Source organism: Glutamicibacter nicotianae, assembly GCF_006539525.1.
GTDB lineage: Bacteria > Actinomycetota > Actinomycetes > Actinomycetales > Micrococcaceae > Glutamicibacter > Glutamicibacter nicotianae.
This window is the reverse complement of the sequence record NZ_BJNE01000019.1, coordinates 23,473-40,992: the sequence shown is the minus strand read 5'-3', so window position 1 is coordinate 40,992 and position 17,520 is coordinate 23,473. Positions and strand designations below refer to the sequence as shown.

Here is a 17,520-nt window from a genome sequence, read left to right as displayed (position 1 = left end):
GGTGGCCGGCATCCAGTTGGTTGCCGGCCACCGCCGTTTCACGTGTTGGGGTCTAGCCGAGCTCGTCGCTCAATTGGGCCGCACGAGCCGCTGCCGCTTGGGTTCCGGCAGCAATGATCTTTGGAATGCCGTGCTCATCGAAGGTCGCGATGGCCTGCTCGGTGGTGCCTTTTGGACTGGTCACTGCCTTGCGCAGGGCCGCCGGATCCGCATCAGGGTCCGAGAGCATCTTGCCTGCGCCAGCCACGGTGGCACGGGCCAGCGCGATGGACAGCTTCTCGTCCAAGCCCATGGCCACACCGGCGTTGGCCATGGCTTCAGCGAGGTAGAAGGCATAGGCAGGGCCGGAACCGGAAATTGCGGAGAGCGCGTTTTGCTGATCCTCGCCGATGACGTGCACATCGCCGGAGCCGGAGAGCAGGTCGGTGACCAGCTGGGTTTGCTCGTCGCTGACGCTTTCAGCCGGGCTGATGCCCACAACGCCTGCACCGACCATCAACGGGGTGTTCGGCATGGAGCGAATCACCGGCTGGCCCTGCGGCAGATGTGCCTGCATGCTGCTCAGGGTGATTGCGGCGGCCACGGAAACAACGACCTTCTGTGCGTCCAGGGATCCGGAAATCTCTTCGCACAGATCGGTGATGCCGACCGGCTTCACTCCCAGGAAAATGATGTCGGCACTGGCCGCGGCCTTGCGGTTGGATTCTGGGTCGTCCTCGCTGACCAGGACGTTGATGCCAAGCTCACGCAGTTCTGCAGCGCGCTTGCCGCTGCGGACGGTGGCGGTGATGAGCTTCGGATCATGGCCTGATCCGATGATGCCACGCAGGATGGCGCCGTTCATGGAGCCAGCACCGAGGAAGGACAGGGACAGATTCTTTGTTGCTTCACTCATATGGCTATTGTGTCATTGGCTTGGGGTCACTGCCGACTGTTAAGTGCTGGCGGGCAAATTCTAGGGTCTTTCCCAGCCATTCTTCCTTTTGTCCCGCATTGCGCGCTTTGCGGGTGGACACCTCGACGGCTATGGTTCCGTCCCAGTTGGCATCGCGCAGGTATTGCAGAGTTTCGGCCACCGGTTGGGTTCCCAGGCCTGGCACCAGGTGCTCGTCCTTGCCGTTGTCCAGGCCATCGCACAGGTGCACGTGCGCCAGTCGCTGGCCCAGATCCTCGACTGCTTGGCGTGAATCCATATTGGCGATGGCGGCATGGGAGAAATCCCAGGTCACATTCTGGTAGTGCTGCGGGACGGGGTTCCAGTGCGGAAGATACATCTTAGCTTCTCGGCCCCGGGCACGCCACGGATACATGTTCTCCACGGCGATTTTCATCCCAGTGGTGTCGGTCAGCCGCTGCACGCCTTCGGCGAATTCCTCGGCGTAGGAACCTTGCCACCTGAATGGCGGGTGGGCGACAACCACGCTGGCGCCGACGGCTTGAGCCAGGATGACCGAGCGTTCAATCTTTGCCCAGGCAGAGCCCCACACCTGCTGGGTGAGCAGCAGTGTCGGAGCATGAATGGCCAGGATCGGCAGCTGGTACTTGTCCATCAAGGCTTTGAGCGCGGTGGCAGATTGGCTGGCCGCATTGCCGGTAATCAGCACTTCCAGCCCGTCGTATCCCACGTCTTTGGCCATAGCGAAGGCATCATGGACGGTCAGCGGATAAACTGACGCGCTGGAGAGGGTGACTGGCACCTTCATTGTGCTCTTCTGGTCTTCCATGCCTTGCCTCCTGTTACCGTGCCCACTTTGCAGGCACCGTTTAGCCAAGAAGGTTAGCTGCTGGGTTTGGCGAGAAACTTGTACTTCTCGTTGTCCAGCGCTACTTCCCCAACTCCCACGCTACTACTGAGCGGTGTCGCAGAGTCAAACATCACGTGATCAAATCGTCTCAGCATCAAGCCTTCACGGATAGCCCAAGGGCAAATTCGCACAGATTTCAGCTTCAGGGCACTCATGGCCTCGTGGGCTACGATCGCGCCAGCGAGCAATTGCGGGGCGCGGATCTCTGAAACGCCGGGCAATTCTGCACGTTCTGCCCAGCTCATCGCCGTCAAGCGGTTGGTCCATAATTTCAGTGCATCCCGATGGAGCACACGCTTGACGTAAGGACCCTCCGTGCTCGGCGCGGCGCCGGTGATGCGCGCCAGGGAACGGAAAGTCTTGGAAGTCGCGGTGGCCAAGGTGGGCTTGCCGTACTGGCGCAGTTCAGTGGTCGGGTCGGCGAGGACATCGCGTACGTATGTACGCAGTTCCTTGACTTCCTTCATCGACGGCAGATCGTTGGGAAGCCATTCGCGGGTCAGCCTGCCGGCGCCCAGTGGCACGGAGAATGCGGTTTGGGGGAACTCGTCAACGCCCAGGGCCAGTTCCAGCGAGCCGCCGCCCATGTCCAGGTTCAAGATGGATTCAGATGACCAGCCGAACCAGCGGCGTACCGAGTAGAAGGTCATGCCGGCTTCTTCCTCGCCGGTCAGTTCCATCAGGCTCACGCCCGTCTCGGCTTCGACGCGTTCCAGCACGGCAGCGCCGTTGGAGGATTCGCGGATCGCGGAGGTGCAGAAAGCCATGAAGTCCTCGACCTGGTGGTTTTCTGCAAACTGCGCAGCTTCCTTGATGAAGGAGATCAGCTCGAGTTGGCCTTCCTCGGTGATGGCGCCATACTCATTGAGGTAGCGCACCAGGGACAGGGGTCGCTTGTGCGAGGCATAGGGAACCGGGCGTGCGCCCGGATATGCGTCGACGAGCAAGAGGTGAACGGTATTCGAACCGATATCCAATACACCGAGTCTCATGGTGCGCTCCTCGTTAGGCCTGGCAAGAAAGACTAGTCAGTCTTTTTTGCGGTGGTCTTCTTGGCCGTTGCCTTCTTCGCCGGGGCCTTCTTGGCTGCCGGCTTCTTGGCCGGCGCCTTCTTTGCCGTGCGCTTCACTGGTCCGCGGGCACGCTTGTCCGCAAGCAGTTCGATAGCCTGCTCGCGGGTCAGCTCCTCCAGCGAGGTGCCGCGCGGCACGGTGATGTTCGTGACGCCGTCGGTGATGTACGGGCCGAAGCGACCGTCCTTGACCACGATGTTCTTCTCGCTGTTCGGGTCGACGCCGAACTCGGCCAATGGCGGCACCGCGGCACGCCGGCCGCGCTGCTTCGGCTGCGCGTAGATCGCCAGCGCCTCGTCCAGCGTGATCGTGAAGATCTGCTCTTCGCTCTCGATGGAGCGCGAATCGCTGCCCTTCTTCAGGTACGGACCGAAGCGGCCGTTCTGCACCGTGATCTCTTCGCCTTCGGCATCAGCCCCCAGCACACGTGGCAGGCTCATCAGCTTCAGTGCCTCTTCCAAGGTCACCGATTCCACGGTCATGGACTTGAACAGCGACGCGGTGCGCGGCTTGACCTTGGTTGGCTTCTTCGGCGGCTTGGGCTTGCCATTCTTGTAGTACTCGACCGGCAGCGCCGCCAATTCCTCCGCGGTCGGTTCCGGAATGATCTCGGTGACGTAGGCGCCGTAGCGGCCATCCTTGGCCACGATCTTGCGACCGGTTTCCGGATCATTGCCCAGGTCCTTTTCCGAGACCTGCGAATTCGCGAAGAGCTCCTCGGCTTTTTCGGCAGTCAGCTCATCCGGGGCCAGGTCCTCAGGCACGTTGGCGCGCTGCGGCTCGGTCCCTTCCTCGGCACCTTCCGGGATGGCACGTTCCAGATACGGGCCGAACTTGCCCACACGCAAGGTGATGTCGTCGGTGACCTTGATCGAGTTGATCGCCCGGGCGTCGATATCGCCCAGGTTGTCGACCACATGCTTCAGACCCTCGGTCTCGGCATCCGCGCCCTTGCCGAAGTAGAACAGGTTCAGCCAGTCGGTGCGGGCACGCTGGCCGTTGGCGATCTCATCGAGATCGTCTTCCAGCCGGGCGGTGAAATCGTAGTCCACGTACTTCGCGAAGTGCTCTTCGAGCAGGCGGATCACCGAGAACGCGATCCAGCTCGGCACCAGGGCGCCGCCGCGCTTGGTGACGTAGCCGCGGTCCATGATGGTCGAGATGGTTGGCGCGTAGGTCGACGGGCGGCCGATCTCGCGCTTTTCAAGCTCAGCCACGATGGAAGCTTCGGTGTAGCGGGCTGGCGGGGTGGTTTCGTGGCCTAGTGCGGTCAGCTCGTCGCCAGCCAGCTGCTGGCCCACGGCCAGCTGCGGCAGGCGCGCTTCGGCATTCTCTGCCGCGGCTTCTACAGCCTGCTCGTCCTTGCCCTCCTCATAGGCGGAAAGGAAACCGCGGAAGGTGATGACGGTGCCGGATGCCGAGAACTCTGCCACCCGCTGATCGCTGGCGGTGCCCTGCAGCTTGATGGTGGCGGTGAAGCCCTTGGCATCGGCCATCTGCGAGGCGACGGTGCGCTTCCAGATCAGCTCGTAGAGCGTGTATTCGTCCTTGGACAGCGAGGAGCGAACGTCCTTCGGGCGGCGGAACATGTCACCGGCCGGTCGGATCGCTTCGTGGGCTTCCTGGGCCGCATCATTCTTCGCCTTGTAGACGCGTGGTTTGGCTGGAACGGAATCGGCTCCGTACAGTTCGGTGGCCTGCTTGCGCGCGGCAGTCACTGCCTCGCCCGAGAGGAAGACCGAGTCGGTACGCATATAGGTGATGTAGCCGTTTTCATACAGGCGCTGGGCGATCTGCATGGTGATCTTTGAACTCCAGCGCAGCTTGCGGGATGCTTCCTGCTGCAATGTGGAGGTGGTGAACGGCGCTGCCGGACGACGGGTGTACGGCTTGTCCTCGACAGAGGTCACCTCGAAGTTGGTCTTCGACAGGTTCGCCACCAGCGACTGGGCCGATTCCTGGTCAAGGTGAGCCAGCTTGTTGCGGGTGGCCTTCAACTGGCCGCGGTCATCGAAGTCGCGGCCGGAGGCGACACGGGCGCCGTCCACTGCCGACAGCTTTGCCGCAAAAGCTTCGCCGTCACTGGTAGCGAAGTTGCCCTTCACGTCCCAGTATCCGGCGGGGATGAAGGCCATGCGTTCGCGTTCGCGCTCAACGACCAGACGGGTTGCCACGGACTGCACACGGCCTGCTGACAGGCCGCGGGCCACCTTGCGCCAAAGCACCGGTGAAATTTCGTAACCGTAGAGGCGGTCCAGGACACGGCGGGTTTCCTGGGCGTCGACGAGGTCGGTATCCAGTTCGCGCATGTTCTCCAGGGCGCGGGCGATGCCTTCCTTGGTGATTTCGGTAAAGGCCAGGCGGCGTACCGGAACCTTTGGCTTCAGGACCTGCAGCAGGTGCCACGCGATGGCTTCGCCCTCGCGGTCCGCATCGGTTGCGAGGTAAAGTTCGTCAGCTTCCTTGAGCTTCGCCTTCAGTTCGGAAACGCGCTTCTTCTTGTCCGGGTAGACCATGTAGTACGGCTCGAAGTCGTTGTCCAGATCGACAGCGAACTTGCCTACGGAGGTTTTCTTCAGCTCGGTTGGCAGTTCCGAGGGCTGCGGAAGGTCGCGGATATGGCCCACAGAGGCATCCACGTCAAAGCCTTCGCCCAAATACTTGGCGATCGACTTCACCTTGGCAGGAGACTCCACGATTACGAGTTTCTTACCAGTCTTTTCCTTGGCCTTGGGGGGCACAGCACTCCTTTAGACAACACGGACCTTCGGCACCCATTCCCGGGCCTTGCTCGATCCGCCATCGCAGCTTCGTTCTTCATGCCTACTCTATAAGCACATTTCTCGATGATCTTACACCGAAGGATCTGCGCTCCCTGAGCCGGGCATGCTTATGATGTCGCCTCCCCCATGCTCTGGTATTCGTACACGAGATCCAGCATCCGGCGGTTGAACTCGCGCTGCTTGGCCTCTGAGAGGAAGACCAAACCGCTGGTCAGCATCGGCGGGCGGTCAGGCTCCGGAGCGATTCCGGCCTTCGCTTCTGCCTCGCGGCGTTGGACTTCGGCATTAAGCCGCGTGCGGAATGCGTTCAACTGCACATTCAAGTACGCGGTCTTGGCGTTGGCCGAGTCGATCTGCGTGTTCAGTTCAAGCCGTTCACCGGCCGCACGCCAGCGGCGCTCGCGTGCGTCACCCTCGCTGGCGGCACGAATAACGTATCCGTACTTCTCCAGAGCTCGAAGGTGATAGCTCATTGCGCTGGGGGTCAACGCGCACAGCGATGCAAGTTCCGTAGCGGTGCGGGTGGTCTGCGAAGCAAAGAGCTCATCCAAGACGATCAGTCGAGCGTCATGCGCCAACGCTCGAATCGCTTGGGGGTCAGTGATCGAGACAACTTGTGGAATTTTTGCCGCATCTTGCGAGGCGGCTCCACCTTGTTCCTCAATTGTGTTCCGTGTCATAGGGAAAAACTTTAGCGCTTGTTTCACATTTTCTGAAGCAGGCCATGTCGCAAGAGCCGCTTCACTGCTTCATAAAGCACGTCCGAAAAGTCTTCCTGCCCCTCGCCTATCAGCGATTCCAGCGCATTGACTAGTTGCGATACAGATAATTCACCATCGCAGGCGGAAACAAATCCTGCCTGCGCAGTATCAAGCAATTCAGTTCGGCGCAGGCCAGCACCCTGGCGCAGCAGGATCACGCCCGGGTGCTCTGCCCCCGGACGCTGGTGGCGCTCCTCGGTGACATCCTCAGGCACCAGCAGGAGCCAATCCTTGTATCCTTCGCCGGCCGCTGCCAGCTGGTCAGCCATCGCGATATCGCGTTGCAATGTCGGGGCCAGCGGCTGTTCCACCTGATGCGAGATCTGCTCGTAGCGTTGCAGGACTGGGCGGCTTGCAACCGGGCGGCGGAAGTACACCAAGCCGAAGCCGATGGCCCCCACGCCGCGGGACTCGAAGTCATCGAGGTACGCGTTGTAGGCGGAGACATACGAGCTGCTGTCTTCGGTCTGCGAAGAGTCGCGCAACCAGGTTTCGGCGTAGCCGCTTGGGGTCGTCTGTTCGCGCTCAATCACCCATACGTCCAGCTTGTCGCCGAACCACTGGCGCACCCGGGCATCCCATGCTTGGTTCGATTCATCGTCTAGAAGAGGAATCTCCCAGTTTGAAAGCATTTGCATGGAACCACCCGGCTCCAAGAATTCAGGGGCCTGCTCGATCAGGGTGCTCACCAAGGTGTCGCCAGCCATTCCCCCATCACGGTAGGTGAAACGGTCCTTGGCCCGCTCTGTGCTGCTTCGCGGGGTGATGACGAACGGCGGGTTGCTGGCGATCAAATTGAACGTGGATCCTGCCACCGGCTCGAACAGGCTTCCCTGGAGCAAGGTGACCCGAGAATCGAGGTTCTCTGGATCCAGCGCCAAAGCCTGGTGGTTGAGCATCAGGTTGAACCGGGTGAATCCCAGGGCTCGGGCCGAAAGGTCCGTGGCGGTGACGTGTTCCGCATGCGAGAGCAGGTGGAAGAGCTGGATGCCGCAGCCGGTGCCCAAGTCCAGCGCGCGCTCGACCTTTTCGCGGATCGTGATCTGCGCCAGGGTCAGCGAAGCCTGGCCAATGCCAAGCACGTGGTCGGTGCGCAGCACGCCGGGGCGCTGGTGTGCGCCCAAGTCGTGGGCCACCCACAATTCGCCATCGGCATCCGATGAATGCAGTGCCAAGGCGATCTTGGCACGGTAACCGCTGGCCCAGGACTCGACGAGCCCCAGCTTGAGCAGGCCGTCAGTCTTGAGCGTCGGGAAGGCGGCATTGATGGCAGCTTCTTCCTGGGTCTGGCCCAATTGGAAGAGGCGGACTACGCAAGCCAGAGGGGCATCCTCCCCGCGCCGATCCAGATTGCGCAATGCAGGGTGCAGCTGGTCGCGCGCAAATGCTGCGGCGGCTTCCTCGCCCAGCAGCCCCTCGACATTTTCATAGTTGTACCCGACAGCAGTCAGGTCTTTGGCCAGCGAGTCGATGAGCAGTTGATTATGGCTCTGCGGAGCGTCATCAATGGAAGAAAATTCAGCAGCATTCACAACGCCAAGTCTACCGAGTAACGCAACCGGCGGGAGCTAGGCTAGGCAACTTGGCCCGACCTATGATGTGGGCATGACCCAAGTAACCGTGACCTATCTGCAACAGCTCAATCCTGCGGAGATCATCTCTTCGTCCAAATCCCTGCCCGAGGACGCCCGGATTGAACTGGCCGACGAAATCACCCCGGAATTTTCGCGGTTCCTGTACCAAAGCGTCGGCAGCGAGCTGAACTGGGCTGACCGCCTGGGCTCCACACGCGAGCAGTGGGACGAAGTGCTCCGACGTCCCGGCTCTGAAACGTGGGTGCTCTACCAGCAGGGTGCTCCCAAGGGATATGTGGAGCTCGTCACGGAAGTCGTGGAAGCCGGCAGCGAAGTCGAGATCTTCTACTTCGGGCTCTTTCCTGAAGCTACCGGTCGCGGCCTCGGCGGAGTGCTGCTCAGCGAAGCACTGCGGCAGGCTTGGGCCCTGGGCTCGCGCTGGACGCAGCTGCCTGCGGTCAGCCGGGTGTGGTTGCATACGTGTTCATTGGACGGGCCGGCGGCGCTGCCGAATTACCAAGCACGCGGGCTGAAGATTTACCGGACCGAGGTGGAACAGACCGAGGTCAAGGACGCCTCGACCGGCTTGTGGCCGGCGACGGCAATATAGGACTGCGGCCCGGACTTCGACAGTCCGGGCCGCAGTTGGTCCATGCGGTGATCAGGCGTCCACGGTGCTGCACTCTGGGCAGCGGCGCAGCTCTTCATCCTTCGCGCAGTCGTCGCAGAACAGGCGCAGATTGCGGCAGGCTGGGTTCGAGCAGTTCTCGAACTTGTTCGTCGGGCCCTGGCAGCCAACGCATTCACCGATAGTCACCGCGTCTTCGGTGAATTCTGTGTGCATGCGCTTGTCGAAAACGTACAGCGAACCTTCCCAGAGTCCTGCATCGCCGTACTTCTCGCCATAGCGGACAATGCCGCCCTGCATCTGGTACACCTCTTGGAAGCCGCGCTTGACCATCAAAGCAGAGAGCACCTCGCAGCGGATGCCGCCGGTGCAGTAGGTGACCACCGGCTGGTCCTTCAGGTGGTCGTACTTGCCCGAATCCAGTTCTGCAACGAAATCACGGGTGGTCTCCACGTCAGGAACGATCGCGTCCTTGAATTTGCCGATCTGCGCTTCGAAGGCGTTGCGGCCATCGAAGAAGTGCACCTTCTCGCCGGCCTTCTTCCTGCTGTCCACCAGTTCGTGCAGTTCTTCGGGGCGCAGGTGGGTGCCGCCACCTACCACGCCGTTCTCGTCGACTTCGAGTTCCCCAGGGGCGCCGAAGGTGACGATCTCGTCGCGAACCTTGACGGAGATACGCGGGAAGTCCTCAGCCGAGCCTTCAGACCACTTGATATCCATCTTCTTGAATGCGGGAAGTTCCCGGGTGGCCTTGACGTAGGCCTTGACTGCGGAGATCTCGCCACCCACGGTGCCGTTGATGCCGTCTTTGGAGATGATGATGCGTCCGCGCAGGCCCCAGCGCTCCAGCAGAGAGCGCTGCCAAAGGCGGATTGCCTCTGGATCTGGGAGCGGAGTAAAAGCGTAATACAGAACTATGCGATGAATGGCCACCCTACAATGTTAGTAGCTTCGGGCCGCGAAACGCCGAGGAAAAGAGCAATGTCACATTGATCTTCCCCGGGAATATCGGGCTCTCGGACAGTGCGATAGTTTCAAGTAGGCAACGATTAGTTCAATGTCAGCTAATTCCTAGGAAAGACAAGGTAGGGTCAAATTATGGCATCAAACGCAAGCGATGAACTGATTGGCACCTGGGTAGCAGGCTGGGCTGGGGCTCGTGGTTATGAAACTCGTAACGAAGGACGAGTCCACGCTGCGCTGCGCCACGACACCACAGAAGACTGGGAATACGTCATCTATGGCCCTTCCAAAGAGGAACTTGCAGCAGTCGCCGAAACTCTGGCGAAGCACCCAAACCGCCGCCTGACGGCATTCGACGACTCCGCCGAAAATCTGGTCGCAATGGCGACCGAAGTTGGCCTGCAGGTCACCGCCGACGACGAAGCGCTGATGGTCACTGAACTAGCCGTCCACGACGTCGAGGTCCCGCTGCCTGCAGACGGCTTCATTTTCCAGATCGAACGCGATGGCACGCATGCCTATGTGTCGCTGCATCCTGAAGACAACCAGGAAGTAGTTGCCGCCTCCGGCCACGTCTCGGCAGTCGACGGATATGCGATCTTCGACCGCATCATCACCGGCGCCGATTTCCGCCGCCAGGGCCTCGGCACCTTGATCATGCGTGCGCTGGCTTCGCTGGCCCAGGAACACGATGTTGATGAAGGCCTGCTGATCGCTTCCGTCGATGGCCAGCAGCTTTATGCTTCACTGGGCTGGACTTCGCTGGGCAAGGTTGTCATGTTCAAGGCCTAGCGCCTCCACAGTCGCTCTCATCGCCGTGCTTGACGTATCCGCGTCAAGCACGGCGATAGTCTTTAACTCCAGCAGTTCCCGGTCCGGAAGGCGTCCTCGTGAAGTCAGTGCGTTCTCTCTTAGATCCCTTCGACCGGACCAATGATCCAGACGCGGTGGTGCACCGCCGCACCAGGGCTGCCAAGGACGAGATCACCAGCCCATGGCCCCAGTGGCTCAGCGCCGAGCTCATCGAGATCTTCCAGGGCCTGGGCATCCAGCAGCCATGGCTGCACCAAGCCCAGGCGGCTAATCTCATCCACTCTGGCCATCACACCATCGTTTCCACCGGTACCGCTTCGGGCAAGTCCATGGCCTACCTGATGCCGAGCTTGGAACAATTGCTTAGAGCCAAGGACAGCGGGTTCAACGATGCCGATGCCGGAGCATCGGTGCTCTATATCTGCCCCACCAAAGCGCTGGCGGCCGACCAGCTATCCGCGGTGGAATCCTTGAAGGTTCCCGGTGTCCGAGCCGCTCCCTACGATGGGGATACCGATCAGGCAACGCGTGCCTGGGTACGCCAGCATGCCAACTTCGTTTTCACCAATCCCGATATGCTTCATCGCGGCATCCTGCCCAACCATCCGGCTTGGTCCCGGTTCTTCAAGCGCCTTCGCTACATCATCATTGATGAGGCGCATTCCTACCGCGGAGTCTTCGGCGCGCACGTCGCCAACCTGATGCGCCGATTGCGACGCGTTTGCGCCCATTACGGCAATTACCCGGTGTTCATCGGTGCGTCCGCTACGAGCTCAGACCCGGAAGAATCCTTCGGTCGCCTCATCGGAGCACCAGCGCAAGCGGTAACCAATGATTTCTCTGCCAGCGGCGAACTGGTGATGGCTTTGTGGGAACCTCCGATGAGCGAGCACAGAGGTGAAAACGGTGCGCCAATACGTCGCACCGCCGTTGCCGAAAGCGCCTCGATCCTCACCGACCTGATGTCCGACCATGTTCGAACCATTGTCTTCATCAAGTCTCGCCGGGGCGCTGAAACCATCGCAACGCTCACTCGCAAGCATCTGGAAAAATTTGCTCCAGAACTATCCGTCCGGCTTGCGGCCTACCGCTCGGGCTACCTGCCCAATGAGCGCCGAGCGGTGGAGAAGCAGTTGCGCAGCGGCGAGCTGCTGGGCGTCACCTCGACCTCGGCGCTGGAATTGGGCATCGACATTGCTGGTCTGGACGCCGTTGTGGTGGCTGGCTGGCCGGGTACCCGCGCGTCGTTCTTCCAGCAAATCGGCCGTGCCGGACGTTCCGGCCAGGATGCGCTCGCGATCTTTGTCGCGGCCGAAGATCCATTGGATACCTACCTGGCGCATCACCCCGAAGCCATCTTCGATTTGGGAGTTGAAGCAACGGTCTTTGATCCGCAAAACAAGTATGTGCTCAGCGGCCATCTCTGCGCGGCCGCGCAAGAATCTCCCCTGCGCCCTGAAGAGCTCGAACTTTTCGGTCCACAGACCGAGCAGCTTCTGGATTCGCTGGTGCAACGCGGATACTTGCGCCGACGCCCTGCCGGATGGTTTTGGACACATCCGCAGAATGCGGCGGCGATGTTCTCCATCCGCGCCGATGGCGGTGGACCAGTTGACATCATCGATGCGGAAACCGGCGCCTTGCTCGGCACCATGGATTCCCCGCAAACGCATTATCAGGCGCATCCAGGAGCCATCTATGTCCACCAGGGTGCGAGCTATCATGTGGAAGAACTTGACGAGCAGAACCACGTGGTGATCGTGACCCGGGTCAATCCCGACTACTACACCACAGCACGCGATCTCACCACGGTCGCCATCGAATCCGAGGAACGCGAGCGCAACCATCGGGACCTGACGATTCATTTCGGCGAAGTGACGGTGACCACCCAGGTCGTTTCCTTCCAGCGCAAGTCGGTGGCTTCCAACGAGGTGCTCTCAGAAGAGCCCCTGGAACTTGAAGCCAGGGATCTGAACACCAAGTCCGTTTGGTTCACGCTGACCGAGCAGCGGCTATTGCGAGCTGGCTTGGCGGTTGACCAATTCCCCGGAGCCTTGCATGCAGCCGAGCATGCCATGATCGGCTTGCTGCCCCTTGTTGCCACGAGCGACCGTTGGGATATTGGCGGAGTATCCACCGCGCTGCATATGGATACCGGGCATCCGACAATTTTCGTCTACGACGCCCAGCCCGGTGGTGCAGGGTTTGCCGAGCGCGGTTTCGAGCGCTTCACCGATTGGGTTAGGGCCACCCGAGATGCCATCCAGGCTTGCGAATGCCAGCACGGGTGCCCCAGCTGCGTGCAATCCCCCAAGTGCGGAAACCGCAATAATCCGTTGGACAAGGCTGGCGCCATCTTGCTGTTGACCGCCGTGCTCGATGACGTGGAACCAGCCCACCACCGCTGAATCCATGTGCCTGCTCAGGGCATCGGAGCATCCAGCGGTGGCGCTCCGGCCCGCGCCCGGGCTTCGGCCTGATACAGTTCCACGCCCATGGCACGGAATCCGACAGGAACATAGGTTGCTACACGCACCGACTCGCCACCGGGTTCCACCGTGCATGATGCCAACTGCGCACCGTTGGATTGCGCAAGCTGCGCAGCTACGGTGCAGGGTTCGCCGGGACGCAGCCCACGGGCCGTATCTGCGGCAGCCAGCGCCGACATGTCTGCAGCGCTGGCTGCCTGCATCGCAGCTCGTGTTGCTGCAACCCATGCCAGGACCGTTCCAGCGATAAGCAGCGCAACAACGACGAGCGCCGTCGCCATGACCGTCCCGCTGCCCTGTTCGTTTCGGAGGCGTTGCAGCTTGCTCATTCGACTGCCACGCTGGCTTGTCCGTGGACCTGCAGGCTGCCGACAATTGGAAGCCGCACGGTTTTGCTAACGTGCACTTGCGAGTAGCCGTTGGATGTTGACAGCGAGAATCGGGCTTGGTTTCCTGCTAGCCGAACCCCGCTGGCGCGAGCGGTGGCATCATCCTCGCCGCGGGCCAATTCCCTGGCCATGGCCCCGGCCGCCTGCTGAACTTGAATCTGTTGGATCCCAACGACACCAAAGCACAGAGCCAAGGACAGCATGATCGCAACTGCTGGCAGCAGCACCGCAAATTCTGCGGTGCTGCTGCCAGATTCATCACTGAATCTCATGGCCTACAGCGACAGTGCTTTAGTGATCAGGCCCATCAGCATGCCGCGTACGTCGCCGCTGGACAGGATGCTGATCAGCAGGCCGGCAAAGGCTACGGCAGCCAGGGTGACCATAGCGAATTCGGCTGTGGTGGATCCCTGCTCTTCCTGGAGCAGATCCCTGATTTCACGGAACCGTCGGTTCATTGTGTTTTCCTTTCTGGATACCTGTCCCCGGCGCCGATGCCGGGGACCTTGTGCTACTACCTTCGGCGAGCGCAGACGGCGCAGAGATCGGTTTCTTGCGAGCTGGGCATAACCTTGGACCGGGATTTACTGGAAGCTTGGGAACAGCGCGATGATCAGTGGAACGACGCCCAGGGCGATGAAGGCCGGCAATGCGCAGGCCCCCAGGGGAAGCACAAGGCGGGTACCGAGTTGCGCGCCGAGGCGTGCAACTTTCTGCGTATGCTCACGGCGTTGCAGAATCGCAGTATTGCGCAGCAGGTTGGCTGCCGGAGCGCCCGTCCTGTGCGCAAAGTGCAGGGCCTTCCTCAGCGGCGCGAGCCAGGCAGGCACGGCTTCCCAGGCTTTGTCCCACGCCATGTTCATTTCCAGGCAGCGCGCGACGCTGCGCAGGACCGCGCACTGTTCAATGCTGTTTCCGAGCAGATCCAGGATCTCGGTGATGGGCATTCCCGAATCCAGCAGACTGGCGCTGAGGTCCAGGACCAGCTCGATTGGCTTGTCGTTGTCCTGCCGTCTGTTCCAAAGCCATTGGGCTGCTTTGCCTTCGCCGCTTGTTCGCGCAGTGGACGGCCCTAGTGCCAATGCGATGGCGAGGGCGCCAAAGAGCAGAATCAAGAGGATCATGACAATGCCTGGCTAGAGGTTGCCTGCATGAGCAGCTGGCACCAGATCCGATTGGCGATCCAGAGCATTGCCCCAATGAGCACGCTGAGTTGCGCCGCCCATGATTGCGCTATCGTGCCCAGCACGTCAATGCCCAGAAGCAGGCCGAATCCAAACCCCACCAGCGGCAGCCAGGTCAGCAATTTGGTGGTTGCTTTCGGTCCTGCCATGGCCGCGTCAAATGCCCGTTGGGCTACCAGTGCGCTTTCGAGGTCTTCGGCAAGCCGTTCCAAGACGTCGGCAAGACTGGCCCCGCTGCGTTCGGAGAGTTCCAGGCACCAGTGCAGCCGTTGCACCGCCGGCACCTGCCCCTGTGCCGCATCTGGTCCGGGTACGCTGTTGCTGAGCCGATGGGTTGCTTGGAGATCCTTGAGCGCACAGATGATGTCCCCGGTGTCATCTTCAGCTTCAAGCAACGCATCAACAGCTGGATGGAACCCCAGTCCGCTTCGGAGCAGCGCCGATAATTCACGGATGATGCGTGCGTCGGTGCTCAGCAGCTGCTCTCCTGCCTGGTGGCGTTCTGCCCCGCGGTTCCACCGTCTGCGCGATGAGCCCGGGGCCCTTTTGCTGGCCGGGTGCGCGGGAATCCAGAGCCATAAGGCCAACGCGCCCAAGATGAGGATCAGCATGGTTCAATGCTCCTTGTTGCTTTCGTTACCCAGCGCCGTGGCGACGGTGCGTGCGAGTGCTTGGCCGAACCTGTCTGCCAAGAAGCGTCGGCCATATTCGGCAAGCGGTTCGGCACCCTCCAGATCGATCAGGTGCCTCATCTGCATCTGGCCGTCGCTACCGGTCTCCAAGCTGCCCAGTGCCACCGGTCCACGTTGCCCATGGCTGCCCCTGTTCATGTGAATGACGAGATCCAGTGCGCTGGAGGCCTGCAACGCGGTTGCCTGCACACTCCATCCGGCGAGTGCACCCAACGCCGCCAAGCGTGCCGGAACCGACTGCGGGTTGTTGACGTGCATGGTGCCCGCGGCTCCTTGATGCCCGGTGTTCATCGCCGCCAGGAAATCGCGTATCTCCGACCCGCGGCATTCGCCAACGACCAAGCGGTCGGGACGCATGCGCAGGGCCTGGACAACCAGATCCTTCAGTTCCACTTGGCCGGCGGATTCGACGTTGGCCGAACGGGTTTGCAAGGACACGACATGCGGGTGCGGCACCTGCAGCTCCTTCGAGTCCTCGACGATGACCAAACGGTGCTGCGGGTTGGTCTCGGCCAGCATGGCTTGCAGCAGGGTTGTTTTTCCGCTGCCTGTACCGCCGGTAATCAGGAAGTTCATCTGGCGCTGGACAATGGCTTGGAGCAGCGGCAGCCAAAAGCCCTTGGATCCTTCCAGAACCGCGCCCAGTTCAAGCTGGGCACTGCGCTTGACTCGAATCGAGATCAACGGACCGTCCGTGGCAATTGGCGGCAGCACGGCGTGGACCCGGTAGTTCTTCAAGCTCATGTCCATGAATGGGCTCGCTGAATCCAGCCGTCGTCCAGCGAGGGTCGCCAGATGCACGGCCAGCGTCCGCACCTGTTCCGGGGAGGAAAACCGGAATTCAGTGGGTTCCAGTCCGGCCGGAGAATCGGTCCAGACCCTCCCCTGACCGTCCACTAGGACATCGGTGACTTCGGGCCGCTGGGCGAAAGGCTCAAGGACAGACAATCCTGCCACTTCGTGCTGCAGCGATTCCAATGACTGGGCGGCGCCCTGCGATCCCAGGGCCACGCCCGAGTCGTGGACGGCTCCGGCCAAGGCAATCGCGTCGAGCTGCCCGCCGGTGAGCAGTGCCCGTTCACGCACTGATTCGAGAATCTTGGCATCGAGCACGGGCCCGCCCATTGCTGGGCTGGCATTGTGGCTGTGCCGTCCCGGGCTCATGGGTGCTGCTCCTTCACCTGCGGAATCAGGCACAGGTTGGACAGGTGCTGGCGCAGTGCCCGGGATTTGAAACTGTCGAAGAGCTGGCCGCGCTCCAGGGCCTTGCTGATCCGCGGAAGGACAGGGACGGCACCAAGTATCTCCGGAAAGCCTTGAGGGGTGCAGCGCAGTTTCTGCTCCCCGCACAGCACCACTTCCCCTGAAGCCGGCAAGGTCATGGAACTGGCGGTGGCGATATTCCGGTCGATGAACTGGTTCATCGCCAGCCGTTGCGGATGCGGTGCGCGGCCGGCATCCACCACCACGAGGTCGAACCCTTGCCGGGCCGCAGCCAGCAACCGAATCACCAGCTGGTCTTCCAGCTCCTGCGTTCGGTTGGCGCGGGACCAGGTCAGGATGGCTGTATCGCGCAGTTTCGGCAAAGTTTCGGCCAGTTGATGGGCCGCCAGCGCACCGCCGGATTGCTGTAATTCCTCCCAGCCGATTCCGATAGGCGGCTGCGCGCACACCAGCGGCCACGCTCCTTGGGAATGCGGATCCAAATCAATCATGGCGCTGCGCAGTCCGCTGAGTGTTCCAGCGTGCGCCAGCAGCAGGGAGAGGGTTGTCGTCCCCAACCCTCCGGCCGTGGAATTCAGCGCCAGCGTGTGCCCATGCCCTGCCCGCATGGCCCAAAGGCCGAGGTATTCGCCCAGCCATTGGCTGGCCGACGGCAGAACCGCCACCCGCGCCTTGGGAATCCTGCTGGCCAGAGACCAGATGAGGGCCTCGCTATCCTCCAAGCCGACCAGCACATCTACCGGCCGGCTCGTGTTTTCGGCCAGTGCTGCCATGTCGCTGCCCCACAGCACCGGCCCCGAACCATCGCCGGGCAAAAGCTGCGGGTCTGCGCATTGGTTGATTCGCACCGCCGCGCCGACCGCGATCACCGCGCATCGCTCAATAATCCGCGCGTCGTTGCTCACGATGGTGCAGACCGGTTCATCATCCGCAGTGCGTCCACCAGCTGCCGGCGCGCTGGTTCCCTTCTGCGGCAACTGCTCGAAATCCGATTCCGTCATCACAAATCGTTGCGCAACCTTCCGCGGCTGGGCCGATGGGGATTCTGATAGCCATTTCATGCATCGAGCGTGGCACCCATCCAATCATCTGCGTGCGGCCAGCCAACCGGCTGGGGATATCGTCCACTGGCACGGCACAAT

17 protein-coding genes are annotated in these 17,520 nt (G+C 61.4%); 3 read left to right on the top strand and 14 right to left on the bottom strand.

From position 1 onward, the window contains the following. Positions 1 to 52: 52 nt before the first annotated feature. The 6 genes from proC to ANI01nite_RS14950 form a co-directional block, all read right to left on the bottom strand. Entirely contained in the window at positions 53 to 895 is an 843-nt protein-coding gene (gene proC / locus ANI01nite_RS14975) for a pyrroline-5-carboxylate reductase (protein ID WP_141358936.1), read from the bottom strand. 4 nt (positions 896 to 899) lie between these two features. Beyond that, positions 900 to 1,724, bottom strand: coding sequence for a sugar phosphate isomerase/epimerase family protein (locus ANI01nite_RS14970; protein ID WP_038991673.1), 825 nt, complete (start codon positions 1,722 to 1,724; stop codon positions 900 to 902). Between the two features lie 53 nt (positions 1,725 to 1,777). Then, positions 1,778 to 2,797 (bottom strand): Ppx/GppA family phosphatase, encoded by a 1,020-nt coding sequence (locus ANI01nite_RS14965; protein ID WP_038991675.1) that lies wholly within the window; start codon positions 2,795 to 2,797, stop codon positions 1,778 to 1,780. 32 nt (positions 2,798 to 2,829) lie between these two features. Continuing rightward, the gene (gene topA / locus ANI01nite_RS14960; RefSeq protein WP_141358934.1) at positions 2,830 to 5,619 is read right to left on the bottom strand and encodes a type I DNA topoisomerase; all 2,790 of its coding nucleotides are present in this window, start codon (positions 5,617 to 5,619) and stop codon (positions 2,830 to 2,832) included. A gap of 149 nt (positions 5,620 to 5,768) precedes the next feature. Continuing rightward, positions 5,769 to 6,341 (bottom strand): ArsR/SmtB family transcription factor, encoded by a 573-nt coding sequence (locus ANI01nite_RS14955; protein ID WP_255314566.1) that lies wholly within the window; start codon positions 6,339 to 6,341, stop codon positions 5,769 to 5,771. A 23-nt stretch (positions 6,342 to 6,364) separates the two neighbouring features. Next, positions 6,365 to 7,954 (bottom strand): DUF7059 domain-containing protein, encoded by a 1,590-nt coding sequence (locus ANI01nite_RS14950; protein WP_141358932.1) that lies wholly within the window; start codon positions 7,952 to 7,954, stop codon positions 6,365 to 6,367. Positions 7,955 to 8,027: 73 nt separating this feature from the next. On the opposite strand from ANI01nite_RS14950, the gene ANI01nite_RS14945 reads away from it, so the two are divergent. Further along, positions 8,028 to 8,606, top strand: coding sequence for a GNAT family N-acetyltransferase (locus ANI01nite_RS14945; RefSeq protein WP_038991680.1), 579 nt, complete (start codon positions 8,028 to 8,030; stop codon positions 8,604 to 8,606). Between the two features lie 51 nt (positions 8,607 to 8,657). Here ANI01nite_RS14945 and trhO read toward each other — a convergent pair whose 3' ends face one another. Continuing rightward, positions 8,658 to 9,557 (bottom strand): oxygen-dependent tRNA uridine(34) hydroxylase TrhO, encoded by a 900-nt coding sequence (trhO, locus tag ANI01nite_RS14940; RefSeq protein ID WP_038991681.1) that lies wholly within the window; start codon positions 9,555 to 9,557, stop codon positions 8,658 to 8,660. 165 nt (positions 9,558 to 9,722) lie between these two features. On the opposite strand from trhO, the gene ANI01nite_RS14935 reads away from it, so the two are divergent. Both ANI01nite_RS14935 and ANI01nite_RS14930 read left to right on the top strand, forming a co-directional pair. After that, the gene (locus tag ANI01nite_RS14935) at positions 9,723 to 10,379 is read left to right on the top strand and encodes a GNAT family N-acetyltransferase (RefSeq protein WP_038991682.1); all 657 of its coding nucleotides are present in this window, start codon (positions 9,723 to 9,725) and stop codon (positions 10,377 to 10,379) included. 98 nt (positions 10,380 to 10,477) lie between these two features. Next, the gene (locus ANI01nite_RS14930; RefSeq protein ID WP_141358930.1) at positions 10,478 to 12,808 is read left to right on the top strand and encodes a DEAD/DEAH box helicase; all 2,331 of its coding nucleotides are present in this window, start codon (positions 10,478 to 10,480) and stop codon (positions 12,806 to 12,808) included. 14 nt (positions 12,809 to 12,822) lie between these two features. Here ANI01nite_RS14930 and ANI01nite_RS14925 read toward each other — a convergent pair whose 3' ends face one another. The 7 genes from ANI01nite_RS14925 to ANI01nite_RS14895 all read right to left on the bottom strand — a co-directional run bounded on the left by ANI01nite_RS14925 (position 12,823) and on the right by ANI01nite_RS14895 (position 17,439). Continuing rightward, complete coding sequence (locus ANI01nite_RS14925; protein ID WP_141358928.1) at positions 12,823 to 13,218, bottom strand: Rv3654c family TadE-like protein; 396 nt, start codon at positions 13,216 to 13,218, stop codon at positions 12,823 to 12,825. Further along, positions 13,215 to 13,550 carry a TadE family type IV pilus minor pilin gene (locus tag ANI01nite_RS14920; protein ID WP_141358926.1) on the bottom strand — a complete coding sequence of 112 codons (336 nt, stop codon included), beginning with the start codon at positions 13,548 to 13,550 and terminating at the stop codon, positions 13,215 to 13,217. Before ANI01nite_RS14920 ends, ANI01nite_RS14925 begins: the two co-directional genes overlap by 4 nt. Before the next feature lie 3 nt (positions 13,551 to 13,553). Continuing rightward, positions 13,554 to 13,736: a DUF4244 domain-containing protein gene (locus tag ANI01nite_RS14915; RefSeq protein ID WP_038991688.1), complete on the bottom strand. Its 183-nt coding sequence runs from the start codon at positions 13,734 to 13,736 to the stop codon at positions 13,554 to 13,556. Between the two features lie 126 nt (positions 13,737 to 13,862). Then, positions 13,863 to 14,402, bottom strand: coding sequence for a type II secretion system F family protein (locus ANI01nite_RS14910; protein ID WP_141358924.1), 540 nt, complete (start codon positions 14,400 to 14,402; stop codon positions 13,863 to 13,865). After that, the gene (locus ANI01nite_RS14905; protein ID WP_073705835.1) at positions 14,399 to 15,073 is read right to left on the bottom strand and encodes a type II secretion system F family protein; all 675 of its coding nucleotides are present in this window, start codon (positions 15,071 to 15,073) and stop codon (positions 14,399 to 14,401) included. The genes ANI01nite_RS14910 and ANI01nite_RS14905 overlap by 4 nt, the downstream gene beginning before the upstream one ends. Before the next feature lie 3 nt (positions 15,074 to 15,076). Continuing rightward, positions 15,077 to 16,318: a TadA family conjugal transfer-associated ATPase gene (locus ANI01nite_RS14900; protein WP_141358920.1), complete on the bottom strand. Its 1,242-nt coding sequence runs from the start codon at positions 16,316 to 16,318 to the stop codon at positions 15,077 to 15,079. Continuing rightward, positions 16,315 to 17,439, bottom strand: coding sequence for a CpaE-like family protein (locus tag ANI01nite_RS14895; protein ID WP_170214666.1), 1,125 nt, complete (start codon positions 17,437 to 17,439; stop codon positions 16,315 to 16,317). The genes ANI01nite_RS14900 and ANI01nite_RS14895 overlap by 4 nt, the downstream gene beginning before the upstream one ends. Positions 17,440 to 17,520 lie beyond the last annotated feature (81 nt).